Here is a 13,767-nt window from a genome sequence, read left to right on the forward strand (position 1 = left end):
ACATATGGATATGCCCTTCTCTCTACGGGGGGTGGTTACTTCAGCCCGGTGAGGGCGATGGAACGGACGATGTGCCGCTGGAACAGCAGGAAGATCACGATGAGCGGCAGCAGTGCGAGGGCGGCGGCCGCCAGGATCAGGTGATATTGGGAGGAATACTGACCCTTCAGGGCCGAGATGCCGAGCGTGACCACCCGGGTGGCGTCGCCGTTCGTGACGATCAGCGGCCACAGCAGCGTGTTCCAGGTCGTGATGAACGTGATGGTCGCGAGGGTGGCCAGGATCGGCCGGCTCAGGGGGAGCAGCACCCGGACGAGCACGGTCAGCGTGCCCGCGCCGTCGATGCGCGCGGCCGACTCCAGGTCCCTCGGAATCGTGCGGAAATACTGCCGCACCAGGAAGATCCCGTACGGTGTGCCGAACGCGGTGGGCAGGATCAGCCCGAGATAGGTGTCGATCAGCCCGAACTCCCGCATGATCAGGAAGAGCGGGACGAGGGTGACGATCTGCGGCACCATCATCGTCGCGAGGTAGCCCCAGAACAGGGCGTCGCGCCCGGGGAACGACATCCGGCCGAAGGCGTAGGCGGCCATCGTGCTGAAGACGACCTGGCCGGCCGTGACGGCTCCGGCGTAGACCAGCGAGTGCAGCAGGAAGCCGGCCATGTCGTACTCCGACCAGACCTGCGCGAAGTTGTCGAACGTGAGGGGGAAGGCGGGCTCCCATGCGGGGGTGGTGAGCACCTGCGCGGGTTCCTTGAACGCCGAGTTCAGCGTCATCAGGTAGGGCGCGACCGAGACCACGGCGCCCGCGAGGAGCGCAAGATACAGAGCGACCCTCTTCATCTCTTCATCCGGTCCTCTTCATCGGGGTCATCAGGAGAAGTCGTAGACGGTGCGCTTGCGGAAGTAGAGGAACTGTGCCGCGGTGACCAGCAGGATCAGCGCGAACAGCACCATCGCCAGCGCCGAGGCGTAGCCGGACCGGAAGAGCTGGAACCCCTGCTGGTAGATGTGGAAGTTCAGCACGTCGGTGGCGCCACCGGGGCCGCCCTGGGTCATCACGAAGACCGTGTCGAAGATCTGGAACGACCCGATCGTGTTCGTCACCAGCACGAAGAACAGCGACGGCCGCAGCAGTGGCAGGGTGATCGTGAAGAACCGCTGCACCGGCGTGGTGCCGTCGATCGCCGCGGCCTCGTACAGCGTGTGCGGAATCGCCTGCAGCCCGGCCAGCAGGATGAGCATCGTGTAGCCCGTGTACTGCCAGACGTTCACCGAGGCGATCACCGGCATGGCCCACGCGGGGTCGGTGAGCCAGTTGGGGCCGTCGATCCCCACCATGCCGAGCACCTGGTTGACCACGCCGTACCTCGGGTCGAACACCCAGGACCAGATGATGCCGAGCGCCACCGGCATGGCCATCCAGGGCAGCACGAAGACCACCCGGAGCGCCTTGCCGCCGCGCATCCGCCGGTTCAGCGCGAGTGCCAGCAGCAGCGCCAGCACGGTCTGCGCCGGGATGTTGAGCACCACGTAGTAGATCGTGTTGAGCACGGCCCGCCACACCTCGGGATCGGCGGCGAGCTCGCGGTAGTTGTCCAGCCCGACGAACGACGGCGCGCCCATCAGGTTCCAGTCGAACAGGCTCAGCGCCGCCACGCCGAAGATGGGCGCCACCAGGAAGAGCAGGAAGCCGGCGAGGCTCGGTGCGAGCAGGGCGTACGCCTCGGCGACGGTGCGGACCCGCGCCGCGAGCCGGCGCTCCGCCCGGCGGTGCCCCGGCACGGGCCGGTCGTAGGGTATGTTATCGATCACATTCTTTCTCCGTATGCCACCAGGGACCCGGAGGATTCCGGTGATGCAGAGAAGAGTTACCGATAACATTCGGAACGTCAAGTGCCCGTCGATCCATGGCGACCGGGCGATCCGGAAGCCTCTCTCCCTGGTCCTGCACGGGCGGCCTGGGAGCGGTGGTCGCGTCCCCGGTCCACACCGGCGGCAGGGCGCTGGCCGGCGCCGGAGGCGGCTACATGTCGCCGTCCCTGGTGAGCCAGGGCTGGAACAGCTTCGGAAGCCGGCTCAAGGGCCTGATGACCTGGTCGATCAACTGGGACGGGTCGAAGGGCTGGACCTTCGGCGACAACGCCAGGGCGCTCCAGGGGCGTTAGGTTGGCTGTACAAGATTGCGACGAACAGGTTGTTGACGCTCATCGAGCGGCGGGGGCGGCGCGAGCTGCCCACCGATCTGAGCCCCCACGGGACATCGCCGGCCGATATCGGCCTCGACGGCGCCCGCGGCCCGGGTGAGGGTGTCGACCAGCGACGGCAGCCGGTGCTTGTCGTAGCGTCCGCTCGGCATCGACACCGACAGGCTGGCGAGGGCGTTCCCGTCCGGGTCCCTGATGGGCACGCCGACCGCCACCACGCCGCGCTCGCTGCGGCCCTGGTTGAGCGCGAACCCCTTGCGCCGCACCCGGGCCAGCTCGGCCCGCAGCCGGGCGAGGTCGGGCCGTTCGGTGGGGCGGCCGGCGTACCGCTCGGGCGGGTAGACCGCCTCGAGTTCCTCGTCGGTCAGCTCCGCCAGCAGCAGCAGCCCCGCCGTGGTGCGGTGGGCGGGGAACACCATGCCCTCGCGGGACCCCACCCGCAGGGCCTGGGCGCACTCGACGCTGGCGATGAACCGCACCGTGTCCCCGGTGCGCACCACGACGTTGGCGGACTCGTCGAGCACGCCGACCAGCCGGTGCAGGTGCGGCAGGGCGGCCGCCCGCAGCCGGGACGCGGCCGAGGGGGAGTGGGCCGCGAGCTCCAGGACCGGGCCTGCCCGATAGAGGCGCCGCTCGTCCTGGACCGCGAAGTCGCGGTAGACCAGCATCGCGAGCAGCCGGTGCGCGGTGGAGCGGGCCACACCCAGCCTCTCGGCCACCTCCGAGAGGCTCAGCTCGCCTTCCAGCTGCAGCATCGCGGCGATCCGCAGCGCGTGGTCCACGCTGTTGATCAGGTAGGTCGGCGGGTTCTTCAGCGGCTTGCTCACGGCCCCTCGGTTCTGCAAGGCAGAATTTCGCGTTCTTCTATGAGCTGGCGCAGCAACATTAGCCGTATGAGCACCCCTGTGACCACGCCGAAGTCGCCGGTGCGGCTCCGGGCGATCGACGCACCGGACCAGCCCGACGTCACCCCCGCGCTCGAAGATCTCTACCGCGGTTTCGAGCAGGAGCTGCTGGTGCCGCTGTGGACGGAGATCGGCGACCTGATGCCGGCGCATCCCCGTTCGCGGGCGGTGCCGCACCTGTGGCGCTGGGAGAACCTGCGGCGGCTCGCCGCGCAGGCCGGCGAGCTGGTCCCGGTCGGCCGCGGGGGAGAGCGGCGGGCGATCGCGCTGGCCAACCCCGCGCTGGGCGGCCGGCCCTTCGCGACGCCCACGCTGTGGGCCGCGATCCAATACCTGATGCCGGGGGAGGACGCTCCCGAGCACCGCCACACCCAGCACGCCTTCCGCTTCGTCGTCGAGGGCGAGGGCGTGTGGACGGTCGTCGGCGGCGACCCGGTCCCGATGCGCCGCGGCGACTTCCTCCCGCAGGCCGGCTGGAACTGGCACGCCCACCACAACGCGACGAGCGAGCCGATGGCCTGGATCGACGGCCTGGACATCCCCTTCCAGTACGTCACCGAGACGCAGTTCTTCGAGCTCGGCCGCGACGAGATCAGCGACGCCGAGCGGACCACCCCCGAGCGGTCCCGCTCCGAACGGCTGTGGGGCCACCCCGGCCTGCGCCCGCTGTCAGTGGGCGAGCTCACCCCGGGCACCCCGCTGCTGTCCTACAAGTGGGAGTTCACCGACCGCGCCCTGGCCGACCAGCTCGCCCTGGAGGCCGAGGGCTTCGGCGGCACCGTCGAACCCGGCCACGCCGCCGTCCGCTACACCAACCCGGCCACCGGCTCCGACGTGCTGCCCACGATCCGCGCCGAAATGCACCGCATCGCGCGCGGCGCCGAGACCGCCCCGGTCCGCGAGACCGGCTCGTCGGTCTACCAGGTCTTCGACGGCTCGGGCACGGTGACCGTCGGCGACAGGACCTGGACGGTCACCCGCGGCGACCTGTTCGCCGTTCCGTCCTGGCAGCCCTTCTCGGCCCGGTCCGAGGCCGGCTCCACCGACTCCGACTCCGGCGCCCTGGACCTGTTCCGGTTCAGCGACTCCCCGGTTTTCGAGGCCCTGCAGCTCAACCGCACCCACATCGAAGGGACCACCCGATGAAGCTCGCCACCCTCCGCGTCGACGGCTCGACCCGCGCCGTACGGCTCGACGGCGACCGGCTGGTCGACCTCGGCGCCGCCGACCTCGGCGAGCTCCTGTCCCACGACGACTGGGCCGCAAGGGCCGCCGCCGTCGACGCGGACGCCGCCACGACCTATCCCGCCGAGGGCGCCGGCTTCGCCCCGGTCGTCCCGCGGCCTTCGAAGGTCGTGTGCGTGGGCCTGAACTACAAGAACCACATTCAGGAGATGGGACGCGACCTGCCGGAATATCCGACCCTGTTCGCCAAGTTCGCCGACTGCCTCGTGGGCGCCGGCGACGACATCGCGCGTCCCGAGGAGACCGGCGAGTTCGACTGGGAGGTCGAGCTCGCCGTCGTGATCGGCAAGCGGGTCCGCCGCGCCAAGGGCGCCGAGGCCGAGGCCGCGATCGCCGGCTTCACCGTGCTCAACGACATCACCTGCCGCGACTGGCAGTTCCGCACCCGCGAGTGGCTGCAGGGCAAGATGTGGGACTCCTCCACCCCCGTCGGCCCCTACGTCGTCACCCCCGACGAACTGCCCGGCGGCGTACGCCCCGAGCTGGAGGTCGCCCTCACCGTCGACGGCGAGGTCATGCAGCGCGACAACACCGGCGACCTGCTCTTCGACCCGGTCGCGCTGGTGGAGTATGTGTCGACCGTCGTGCGGCTCAACCCCGGCGACGTCATCGCCACCGGCACCCCCGGCGGCGTCGGCCACGCGCGCACCCCGAAGCGCTACCTGACCGGAGGCGAGCGCGTCGTCGCCGAGATCCAGGGCATCGGCCGGCTGGAGAACACGGTGGTCAAGGACGGGGCGGCCTGATGCGCCGCACCTTCGGCGACGCCCTGAGCTGGTGCGCGACGGGCACCGACCTGTTCCTCGGCGCCGTCGCCGGATGGGGCGAGGAGGACTACCTCGCCCCATCCGGGCTTCCCGGCTGGACCCGCAAGCACCTGGTGGCCCACGTGGCGGCGAACGCCGACGCGCTGGGCAACCTGGTGCGCTGGGCCGCCACCGGCGAGAAGACCCCGATGTACGCCTCGCCGCAGCAGCGCAACGCCGACATCGAAGCCGGGGCCCGCAGACCGGCCGCGGAGCTGGCCGCCTGGCTGACCTCGTCCGCCGAACGGCTCGCGGCCGGAATCGCCGGCCTGGACGACGACCAGCGGAACGCCGAGGTCGTCACCGCCCAGGGCCGCACCGTCCCCGCGACCGAGATTCCGTGGATGCGTTCCCGCGAGGTCCTCGTCCACGCCGTCGACCTGGCGTCCGGCATCGCGTTCGGCGACCTGCCCGCCGCGTTCCTGACCGCCCTCGCCGACGACATCGCCGCCAAGCGCGGCGGGGCGGCGGGCCCCGCGGTCGTCCTTGTCGCCGCCGGCACCGGCGACCGCTGGGAGCTGCCCGGCGAGGGCGAGCCCGTCACCGTGGACGGCCCGCTCGCCGAGGTCGCGGCATACCTCGCCGGACGCCCGCACACGCTGACCACCTCCGACGGCTCCCTCGCGCCGTCCCTGACGGCGTGGCTGTGAACCTCCCGGCCTTCCCGCCTTCGAGGTGACGACGGCGACCACATCGGCCGGCGCCGTCGACGTCCTGATCGTCGGAGGCGGCATCGGCGGCCTGAGCGCGGCCTTCGCCCTGGCCCGCGACGGCCTGCGCAGTACATGGCGCAGGGCGCGATCATGGCCATCGAGGACGGCTGGGTGCTCGCCCGGCACGTCGCCGCCCGCACCCGCGCGCATCAAGACGGCGGGACGGGGCCCGTCGAGTCGCGGACGTTGAGGGTCGTGGCCAGCTGGAGGTGCCGGGAGGCGGGCTGGACGCCGTCCGCCATGCCGACGACGGTCTCGACGGCCATCCGGCCCATGCCGACGAGAGGCTGCCGGACGGACGTGAGCCGGGGCGTGGTCCACTCGGTCTGCGGCGTGTCGTCGAACCCGGTGACCGACAGCTCGCCGGGGACGGCGATGTGCAGCTCCTTGGCCGCGGCGAGGACGCCGACGGCGATCTCGTCGTTGCCCGCGACGACGGCGGTCGGCCGATCGTCGAGCGCGAGAATCTCGCGGCCGTGCCGGAGCCCCGCCTCGACGGAGAACGCCTCGTGGCGGATCAGCGCGCGGTCCGGTGTGATGCCGGCCGAGTCGAGCGCCGCCTGATATCCGTGGAAGCGTTCCAGCGAGGGGGCCGAGCCCGGCGGGCCGCCGATCCAGGCGATCCTGCGATGGCCGAGCTTGATGACGTGCTCGGTCACCGAGCGCCCGCCCGCCCAGTTGGTGGAGCCGATGCTGACGACCCGTGACTCGGTCGTGTCGATCGGGTCGATCGTGACGACGGGCACATCGAGCTCCTCCGCCGACAGGAGCACCGCGTCGGGCACGGCGACGGCGAGCGCGACGATGCCGACGACGCCGGACGCCTTCTGCTCCTCCACCCAGGCACGGGCCGCCGCGCGGTTCGTGCTGATCGGCGCCTCGAGTGGCAGGCGCAGGAGGAGCTCGGCCTGCGCCGAGGTCGCGGCCATGAGTATCCCCTGGAGCACCGTCCCGGCATAACGGGACTCCACGAAGTCGAGCATGGTGATGAGCCTTCGGTCGCGCGGCTGCTCGTGCCGCGTCGCCGTCGGCCTGTAGCCGATCTCGGCCATGACGCCGAGGACGAGCTCGCGTGTCTTGGCCCCCACGTCGCTGCGCCCGTTGAGCACCTTCGACGCGGTCGTCGTGGAGACGCCGGCCAGCCGGGCGACATCCGCCAGAGTGGCTCGCTCGGAACGACCTCGCCGTGCCATCGGCGCTCCCTTCGGGCTGCGAACTTCGGTTGCGAACTTCGGTTGCGAACTTCGGGCTACGAAACTTTTTCGAAAGCTACCACTGCCTTCGTTCGTCCGATGCTGCAGTCATTCTCCCTTGTCCGGCCGTTGACGCCGGCCGGACGCACCACCTACTGTCCTGGCAGCAACGAACAAATTGCGAAATATTTTCGGAAGAGAAGTGAGCCATGACAAGTGAGTCCCGGTTGATGATCGACGGCACGCCGTGCGACGACAGCGCGTTCCCGCACGTGTGGAGCTGGTGCATCGGCGCCGGGCGGGCTAACGAGGCGCTGCGCGCGGATTGGCAGCGGCAGTTCGCCGAAGTCGTGGACGCCTGCGGGGTGCGGTACATCCGTTTCCACGGCGTCTTCCACGACGACATGTTCGTCTACCGGGAGAGCTATGGCGGTGGTTTCGGCCCGAACACGCCCCTCGACTCGCCCGTCTACACGTTCGGCTACCTGGACAAGGTGTTCGACTTCATCCTGGAGTGCGGTGCCCGTCCGTTCGTCGAGCTGGGCTTCATGCCGCGCGAGCTGGCGACGGCGACGGAGACGGTGTTCTGGTGGGGCGCCCACTGCAGCCCGCCGAAGGACATGACGCGCTGGGGCGAGCTGGTGACGCGGACGGTCGAGCACTGGATCGACCGCTACGGCCTCGACGAGGTGCGGGAGTGGCGGTTCGAGGTGTGGAACGAGCCGAACCTGGTGCCCCACTTCTGGACCGGGACGAAGACCGAGTATTTCGAGCTGTACGAGCAGACCGTGAGGGCCATCAAGAGAATCGATCCCGCGTTGAAGGTGGGCGGGCCCGCGACGAGCGTCTTCGTGCCCGACGACCGCTACAAGGGCGAGGTCGAGGACCGCGCCGCGGCGCACGGGACGGCCGGCGCGGCCGACGTGGACGCGCTCGACTGGCGCCCGGTGTGGATCGAGGACTTCATCGCCTGGTGCGCGGAGCGCGGACTGCCGATCGACTTCATCTCGACGCACACCTACCCCACCGACTTCGCGTTCGGCGCCGACGGCGAGGCCGTGCAGATCACCCGGTACGCCGACGCGACGTTCGACGATCTGACCCTGCTGCGCAGGCTCGTGAACGACAGCGCCTACCCCGACGCGGAGATCCACATCACGGAGTGGTCGACGTCGCCGTCATCGCGTGACTTCATCCACGACACCCTGTTCGCGGCGACCTTCATCACGCGGTGCTACCTGCGGTGCGCCACCCTCGCCGACTCGATCTCCTACTGGACCTTCACCGACGTGTTCGAGGAGGGCGGCGCCGGGATCGGGCCGTTTCACGGCGGATTCGGCCTGGTGAACGAGGCCGGCATCCACAAGCCCACGTTCCACGCGTTCGCGATGCTGGGACGGCTCGGCGACCGGCTGCTGCGCGGGACGTCCGACGGGGTCGTGACCCGGGACAGCCGGACGTCGGCGGTGTCGGCGGTGTTCTTCAACTACCCGGAGGACATGGCCATGCGGGGCGTCCGGGCACAGAGCTCGTACGCGGCGACGCGCGCGCTGGCCGAGATCGGGCCGAGCCGGAGGATCCGGCACTCGATCGGCGGGCTGAAGCCGGGCACCACGTTCCTCGTCGAAATCATGGACTGGGAGCACGGAAACGTCGCCGAGGCCTGGTATCGGCTCGGGTCGCCCCTCAACCCGTCCCGCGCCGAGAGCGAGCACCTGAGCAGGGTCGCCGACGCGCTCCGCAGGTTCACGCTGACCGTGCCGGAAACCGGTGTGCTCGATCTCGACGTCGAGCTCGCGCCGTGGGCGGTGATGTCACTGCGGCAGTCGGCCTGAGCACGAGGGCCTTCGCCCAGGCTTGACAGTCTCAGCGCGCCCACTGGTCGCGGTGTTCTGGAACGACCAGAACCGGATCGCGCCCCGTTCACGACGCGTACGCCCTCGGTGGGCGCGGGCTGTGCTCGTGACGCTCCTGCTCGCGGTTCCGGCTTCGTGCTCGTACTACGTCGCCACCTACAACAACCGGGCGCCCACTCCGCTCGACGGCACACGGAACGTGACGGCGGGCGCCTTCCGGCCGCCTGGCCTGCCCGGTCCGGCCGAGCGCGTCTACTTCGAGCACAGACCTCCGGACGATCGTTGCTCTGGGAGCTGCGTCCTATGCCTCCCGGGGAGCTCCGCGGCGGCCTTCGCGCAGGTGAGGCAGAGTGACGTGGCTTACATCATATGAATTACATATGTGCAGGCACGTATACTGGGCTGGTGATAATCCTCCTGGAGGCCCAGTGACTGCCGCGTCCTCTCAATCCGGTCCGACCGGGAGCCCTTCCCGCTCGCTGGAGCCGCCCAGCTATCGACGCCCGAGGCGCCTCGGCGACACCGTTGTCACCTATCTGGTCGACCGCATCGTATCGGGTGCCTATCCCGTCGACACCGTACTTCCGACAGAACCCGAGCTGTGCCAGGAGTTCGGCGTCTCCCGCACCGTGGTCCGCGAGTCGATCAAGCTCCTGGAGGCGAAGGGCCTGGTCAAGGCCACACCGGGCCGGGGGACCCGGGTCCTCGAGCCCATCGGCTGGAACCTGCTGGACCCCCTCGTCCTCGAGGCGCAGATCCGGCACGACGCCACCCTGTCCATCCTCGACGACCTCATCAACGTCCGGGCGGCGCTCGAGTGCGACATGGCGGCGCAGTGCGCCCGCGTGATCACACCGGCCCAGGCCGAGGAGCTGAAGAAGCAGGCGAACGTGCTCGCGGAGAGCCTGCACGACCCGGACCGCTACGGCAGGGAGGACGTCGCCTTCCACGAGATGATCATGCTGGTCTCCGGCAACCGCCTCGGTCACGCGATCATCCACGGCATCCACGCCAAGGCGCGGCTGTCGAGCCGCTACAACGGCGATCCGAACAGGGAGGAACTCCTCCAGTCGCTCGCCGAGCACCGGCAGATCGAGTCGATGATCCTCCAGCGCGACGCCCAGGGTGCCGCGGCCGCGATGCGCGTCCACATACTGGGCTCGTGGGCCAGGCGCCGCCCCGGCGTACGCGGAGCGATGGGCCAGGAAGACGGCTCCTGAGAAGGCCGCCACCGTGACGTCCGCCGCAGCCGGCGTCACGGTGGGAGCCGGGGCGCACGCCCCGCCCGCGCCCGGGTGACAGGGCCCGGGTATCAGGGCCCGGGTATCAGGGCCCGGGTATCAGGGCCCGGGTATCAGGGTTCGCGCGTCCGCACGGCCCCGGCCGGGATCAGGCTCTCGGCGATCAGGTCGTCCCAGAGCCCGCCGGGGATGTCGGTCTCGAACCGCCCGAGGTTCTCGTCCACCTCGCGTGGCGAGCGCATGCCGACGGCGATCGCGGAGACCGCGGGGTGCAGCAGGGGGAAGGCCAGCGCGGCGGCGGGAAGTTCGACGCCGTGATCCGCGCAGATCGACGCGATGCGCTCGGCGCGCCCGATCACGTCCGCACCGGGGGCGCGATACTCGTACGTCGAGCCGGGCGCGGGGCGGGGGGTGGAGAGCAGGCCGGTGGCGAAGACGCCGACCGCCACCACGGCGACACCGAAGCGATGGGCCGGTGCGAGCACCGAGTCGAGTGCGGTGTGGTCGAGCAGGGAGTAGCGGTTGGCCAGCATGATCACGTCGACGAGCCCGTCCTCGATGACCCCGGCGAGCCCGGCGGTGGAGTTGGTCCCGATGCCGATGGCCTTCACGACGCCGCGGGCCTTCAGCCGCGCCAGCGCCGCGAGCCCTTCCCCCGTCGCGCCCTCCCACGCCTGGTCGGGATCGTGCAGGTACAGGATGTCCACCGACTCGAGCCCGAGGCGCGTCAGGCTCTCCTGAAGCGACCGTTCGACACCCGCCACCGAGAAGTCCCACTGCCGTGTGAGGTCACCGGGGACGGCGAACCCGTCGTCGTCCCGTTCCCGGGGCCGGGGATTGGGCACGATCAGGCGTCCGACCTTGGTGGACACGACGAACTCGTCGCGAGGGCGGCCGCGCAACCCGGCGCCGATGCGGCGTTCGGAGAGCCCGAGGCCGTAGTGCGGCGCGGTGTCGAAGTAGCGGATGCCGCGATCCCACGCGCGGCGCATCGTCAGGGCGGCCTCGTCGTCGGTCATCGGACGGGCGAAGTTGCCGAGCGGCGATCCGCCGAGGCCGATGACGCCGTGCTTCGACCGTCCCCGCTTCAGCAGCTCCGCGGCCTGCGCCGTCATGATGTGCCGAGCCGGTAGAAGGCCGACGCGGTGCCCGACATGATCGCCTGGCGCTCCGCCGGGCTCAGCTCGCCGACCAGTTCGTCCACCGCTGCTCGCCAGGCGACCGGGCCTGCTCCCAGTTCGGCGAGCGGCCAGTCGGAGCCGTACATGAGCCGCTCCGGGCCGAACGCCTCCAGCGCCACGCCGACCGCCCGGCGCAGGCGGGCACCGTCTCGTCCGGCGGCAGCCGGGTGCTCGGCTCGTCCGGCGGCAGCCGGGTGCTCGGCTCGTCCGGCGGCAGCCGGGTGCTCGGCGCCGCCGCTCACCAGCCCGGCCAGCCCGGAGATCTTCGCGCAGGTGTTCGGCCGTGCGGCGAGCTCGCGCAGGCCGGCCTCCCAGCCGTCGTCGTCGTCCGCTTCGGCGATCCCGCCGAGATGGTCGACGACGAAGCGCACGCCGGGATGCGCGGCCGCGACGGTCGCGGCCAGCGGCAGCTGCCACGACCGCACCACCAGGTCGAAGCCGAGGTCGCGGGCGGCCAGCCGGTCGAGCGCCGTTCCCACGTCGGGTCGTCCGAGCCAGCCGGGATCGGCGTCGACGTGGACCAGGTGACGGATCCCGACCAGCCTCCGGCGCGCCCCGGGGGCGAGCTGGTCGAGCTGCGCCGCGACATCGGCAGTGAGGTCGGCCCAGCCGACCACACCCGCGACGCGCGGGCCCGCCTGTGTCAGCAGCCGCCTCGTCTCGGCGGCGCTGTTGATCGACTGCACGACGACGGCGACGTCCACGCCGGTCGAGTCGAGCATCCGCTCGAGGTCGCCGTGCGCGAAGTCTCTGTCGATCGCCGCCATCGTCACCGGGTCGATCCACGGCTGCGGATCGGTGGCCCGGTTCCAGAAATGCACGTGCGCGTCGACGGAACGGATCACGACAGGTGCCAGACTTCGTCGAGCGGCTGCCACAGCGCGCCGGGATCGCGTTCCTCGGCGATGCGCACCTGGCAGGGGTCGGTGTGCGTCCACCACTCGCGCGTCACCGGGTCCTCGGCGATGCGGGCCATGTCGGCGGCGTGGTCGTCGCCGACGTACTCGTAGTAGGCGAACAGCGTGTCGCCGACGATGAAGATCGAGTAGTTCGTGACGTTCGCGTCGCGCAGGGTCTGCTCGACCTGCGGCCAGACGTTGCGGTGCAGTTCGAGGTACTCCTCGCGGCGCTCGGGCCGGACGCCGACGACGAAGGCGTGACGCTGGACGCGGGGCTGTGCGCCGTGCTCGCCGGTTCGCTCGCTCACGATCCCACCCGCTCTCCGGCGCGCACGCCGTCGCGGTCGTCCTCGGAACCCGGCACGAGAGAATCCGGCACGAGACGCAGGCCCGCCCGCTTGGGGCGGACGTGGGGCCCGTCGATCGCGGCCGGCGGATCGGCGGCCCGCACGGCGTTGATGTGCTCCTCGTCCACCCGGATGCCGATGCCCGGCTCGTCGCCGAGGACGATCCCGCCGTCCTCGAACTCCTGGTCGACGTGGAGTCCGATGGGGGCCGACAGGTCCTGGACCTCGAAGGCCAGGTGGTTCGGCACGGCCACGGCGGCGTGCGCGATCGGGTTGGCGTGGTAGGCCACCGGGCTCACGGGCAGGTCACGGCTGTGCGCCACCGCGGCCACCCGCAGGAAGTGCGTGATGCCCCACACGTTGCCCACCTGGACGATGTCGACGGCGTCGGCGTCCAGGAGCGGCCGATACTGCTCGAGACCGGTGAGGTTCTCGCCGGTCGCCACGCCGGCGCGGATGCCCCGCCGGACCGAGGCGAGCCCGGCCGCGTCCCATCGCCGCACCGGCTCCTCCACCCAGGCGAGGTCCACCGACCGCTCCAGCGCCGTGATGTAGCGCACGGCCTGCGAGCGGTTCCACGACTCGTTGGCGTCGAGCATGAGCGCGGGGTCCTCCGAGTTGCGCGCGAGGACGTCCCGCAGCGCCAGCAGCCGGCGCCGGTCGTGTTCGAGGCTCCGGCCGCCCTTGAGCTTGGCGGCGCTGAAGCCCCGCTCCGCGAAGCGCTCGTAGAGGCGCACGAGGGCGTCGTCGTCCAGTGCGATGTCCAGCCCGGACGCGTAGCCCGGGACGAACCGGTCACGTCCGCCGAGAGTGCGCCACAGCGGCTCGCCGGCGGCCTTCGCCTTGAGGTCCCACAGCGCCATGTCGACGGCGCCGATCGCGCCGAACGTCGCGCCGGAGTGGCCGGTCTTGAAGACCCGGTCGACCATCCGGTCGTAGAGCGAGAAGACGGCCCGCGGGTCCTCGCCCTCGACGGCGCCGAAGACGCGGTCGATATCGCCGTGCGCCCCGAGCCCGACACCCTCGACACCGCTGTCGGTCTCGAGGATCAGCACGTGCACGTCGGTGCGCGACTCGGGCATGACGCCGTTGGCGTCGCCGATCAGCCGGCCCCAGTCGTGCGCAGTGGTCAGGCTGCGATAGCCGGTGACCTTCACGGGTTCTCCTTTGTG

The 13,767-nt window shown here is 70.9% G+C and carries 15 protein-coding genes; 7 read left to right on the top strand and 8 right to left on the bottom strand.

Annotated features, from left to right (window positions below; translation table 11 throughout):
- Nucleotides 1-35: 35 nt before the first annotated feature.
- Together FLX08_RS34035 and FLX08_RS34040 are read right to left on the bottom strand one after the other, a co-directional pair.
- Nucleotides 36-845: a carbohydrate ABC transporter permease gene (locus tag FLX08_RS34035; RefSeq protein WP_142624370.1), complete on the bottom strand. Its 810-nt coding sequence runs from the start codon at nucleotides 843-845 to the stop codon at nucleotides 36-38.
- Nucleotides 846-875: 30 nt separating this feature from the next.
- A complete protein-coding gene (locus FLX08_RS34040) occupies nucleotides 876-1,817 on the bottom strand; it encodes a carbohydrate ABC transporter permease (RefSeq protein ID WP_208761827.1) in 942 nt (313 codons plus the stop codon).
- A gap of 155 nt (nucleotides 1,818-1,972) precedes the next feature.
- Here FLX08_RS34040 and FLX08_RS34045 point away from each other — a divergent pair, with 155 nt between their 5' ends.
- Nucleotides 1,973-2,170, top strand: coding sequence for a hypothetical protein (locus tag FLX08_RS34045; protein WP_208761828.1), 198 nt, complete (start codon nucleotides 1,973-1,975; stop codon nucleotides 2,168-2,170).
- On the opposite strand, the gene FLX08_RS34050 is transcribed toward FLX08_RS34045, so the two are convergent.
- Nucleotides 2,167-3,036, bottom strand: a complete 870-nt coding sequence (locus FLX08_RS34050) for an IclR family transcriptional regulator (protein WP_142624372.1) — start codon at nucleotides 3,034-3,036, stop codon at nucleotides 2,167-2,169. The genes FLX08_RS34045 and FLX08_RS34050 overlap by 4 nt on opposite strands.
- A gap of 66 nt (nucleotides 3,037-3,102) precedes the next feature.
- Between FLX08_RS34050 and FLX08_RS34055 the strand changes: the two genes are divergently transcribed.
- From FLX08_RS34055 to FLX08_RS43525, 4 genes are read left to right on the top strand one after another with little or no spacing between them, the layout of a single operon-like run.
- Nucleotides 3,103-4,260: a cupin domain-containing protein gene (locus tag FLX08_RS34055; RefSeq protein ID WP_142624373.1), complete on the top strand. Its 1,158-nt coding sequence runs from the start codon at nucleotides 3,103-3,105 to the stop codon at nucleotides 4,258-4,260.
- Entirely contained in the window at nucleotides 4,257-5,105 is an 849-nt protein-coding gene (locus tag FLX08_RS34060) for a fumarylacetoacetate hydrolase family protein (RefSeq protein WP_142624374.1), read from the top strand. Before FLX08_RS34055 ends, FLX08_RS34060 begins: the two co-directional genes overlap by 4 nt.
- Nucleotides 5,105-5,815, top strand: coding sequence for a maleylpyruvate isomerase family mycothiol-dependent enzyme (locus FLX08_RS34065; RefSeq protein ID WP_142624375.1), 711 nt, complete (start codon nucleotides 5,105-5,107; stop codon nucleotides 5,813-5,815). Before FLX08_RS34060 ends, FLX08_RS34065 begins: the two co-directional genes overlap by 1 nt.
- Nucleotides 5,816-5,840: 25 nt before the next feature.
- Entirely contained in the window at nucleotides 5,841-6,068 is a 228-nt protein-coding gene (locus tag FLX08_RS43525; RefSeq protein ID WP_208761829.1) for an FAD-binding protein, read from the top strand.
- Here the strand turns inward: FLX08_RS43525 and FLX08_RS34075 are convergent.
- Nucleotides 6,028-7,071 carry a LacI family DNA-binding transcriptional regulator gene (locus FLX08_RS34075; protein ID WP_142624376.1) on the bottom strand — a complete coding sequence of 348 codons (1,044 nt, stop codon included), beginning with the start codon at nucleotides 7,069-7,071 and terminating at the stop codon, nucleotides 6,028-6,030. The genes FLX08_RS43525 and FLX08_RS34075 overlap by 41 nt on opposite strands.
- 209 nt (nucleotides 7,072-7,280) lie before the next feature.
- Between FLX08_RS34075 and FLX08_RS34080 the strand changes: the two genes are divergently transcribed.
- Together FLX08_RS34080 and FLX08_RS34085 are read left to right on the top strand one after the other, a co-directional pair.
- The gene (locus FLX08_RS34080; RefSeq protein WP_142624377.1) at nucleotides 7,281-8,906 is read left to right on the top strand and encodes a GH39 family glycosyl hydrolase; all 1,626 of its coding nucleotides are present in this window, start codon (nucleotides 7,281-7,283) and stop codon (nucleotides 8,904-8,906) included.
- Nucleotides 8,907-9,355: 449 nt separating this feature from the next.
- Nucleotides 9,356-10,147: a FadR/GntR family transcriptional regulator gene (locus tag FLX08_RS34085; protein ID WP_167530678.1), complete on the top strand. Its 792-nt coding sequence runs from the start codon at nucleotides 9,356-9,358 to the stop codon at nucleotides 10,145-10,147.
- Nucleotides 10,148-10,281: 134 nt separating this feature from the next.
- Here FLX08_RS34085 and FLX08_RS34090 read toward each other — a convergent pair whose 3' ends face one another.
- The 4 genes from FLX08_RS34090 to FLX08_RS34105 are packed head-to-tail and all read right to left on the bottom strand — an operon-like array spanning nucleotide 10,282 to nucleotide 13,752.
- Complete coding sequence (locus FLX08_RS34090; protein ID WP_142624379.1) at nucleotides 10,282-11,283, bottom strand: aldo/keto reductase; 1,002 nt, start codon at nucleotides 11,281-11,283, stop codon at nucleotides 10,282-10,284.
- Nucleotides 11,280-12,194: an amidohydrolase family protein gene (locus FLX08_RS34095; RefSeq protein WP_208761830.1), complete on the bottom strand. Its 915-nt coding sequence runs from the start codon at nucleotides 12,192-12,194 to the stop codon at nucleotides 11,280-11,282. Before FLX08_RS34095 ends, FLX08_RS34090 begins: the two co-directional genes overlap by 4 nt.
- Entirely contained in the window at nucleotides 12,191-12,556 is a 366-nt protein-coding gene (locus FLX08_RS34100) for an L-rhamnose mutarotase (RefSeq protein ID WP_142624380.1), read from the bottom strand. The genes FLX08_RS34095 and FLX08_RS34100 overlap by 4 nt, the downstream gene beginning before the upstream one ends.
- Entirely contained in the window at nucleotides 12,553-13,752 is a 1,200-nt protein-coding gene (locus tag FLX08_RS34105; protein ID WP_142624381.1) for a mandelate racemase/muconate lactonizing enzyme family protein, read from the bottom strand. Before FLX08_RS34105 ends, FLX08_RS34100 begins: the two co-directional genes overlap by 4 nt.
- Nucleotides 13,753-13,767: the final 15 nt, after the last annotated feature.

The sequence above is a fragment of the Microbispora hainanensis genome (assembly GCF_006874475.1).
GTDB classification, from domain to species: domain Bacteria; phylum Actinomycetota; class Actinomycetes; order Streptosporangiales; family Streptosporangiaceae; genus Microbispora; species Microbispora hainanensis.

Coding starts and splice junctions, on each gene's coding strand:
- FLX08_RS34055 (WP_142624373.1), top strand. CDS start 3,103: ATGAGCACCCCTGTGACCACGCCGAAGTCGCCGGTGCGGCTCCGGGCG.
- FLX08_RS34080 (WP_142624377.1), top strand. CDS start 7,281: ATGACAAGTGAGTCCCGGTTGATGATCGACGGCACGCCGTGCGACGAC.
- FLX08_RS34060 (WP_142624374.1), top strand. CDS start 4,257: ATGAAGCTCGCCACCCTCCGCGTCGACGGCTCGACCCGCGCCGTACGG.
- FLX08_RS34035 (WP_142624370.1), bottom strand. CDS start 845: ATGAAGAGGGTCGCTCTGTATCTTGCGCTCCTCGCGGGCGCCGTGGTC.
- FLX08_RS34090 (WP_142624379.1), bottom strand. CDS start 11,283: ATGACGGCGCAGGCCGCGGAGCTGCTGAAGCGGGGACGGTCGAAGCAC.
- FLX08_RS34065 (WP_142624375.1), top strand. CDS start 5,105: ATGCGCCGCACCTTCGGCGACGCCCTGAGCTGGTGCGCGACGGGCACC.
- FLX08_RS34075 (WP_142624376.1), bottom strand. CDS start 7,071: ATGGCACGGCGAGGTCGTTCCGAGCGAGCCACTCTGGCGGATGTCGCC.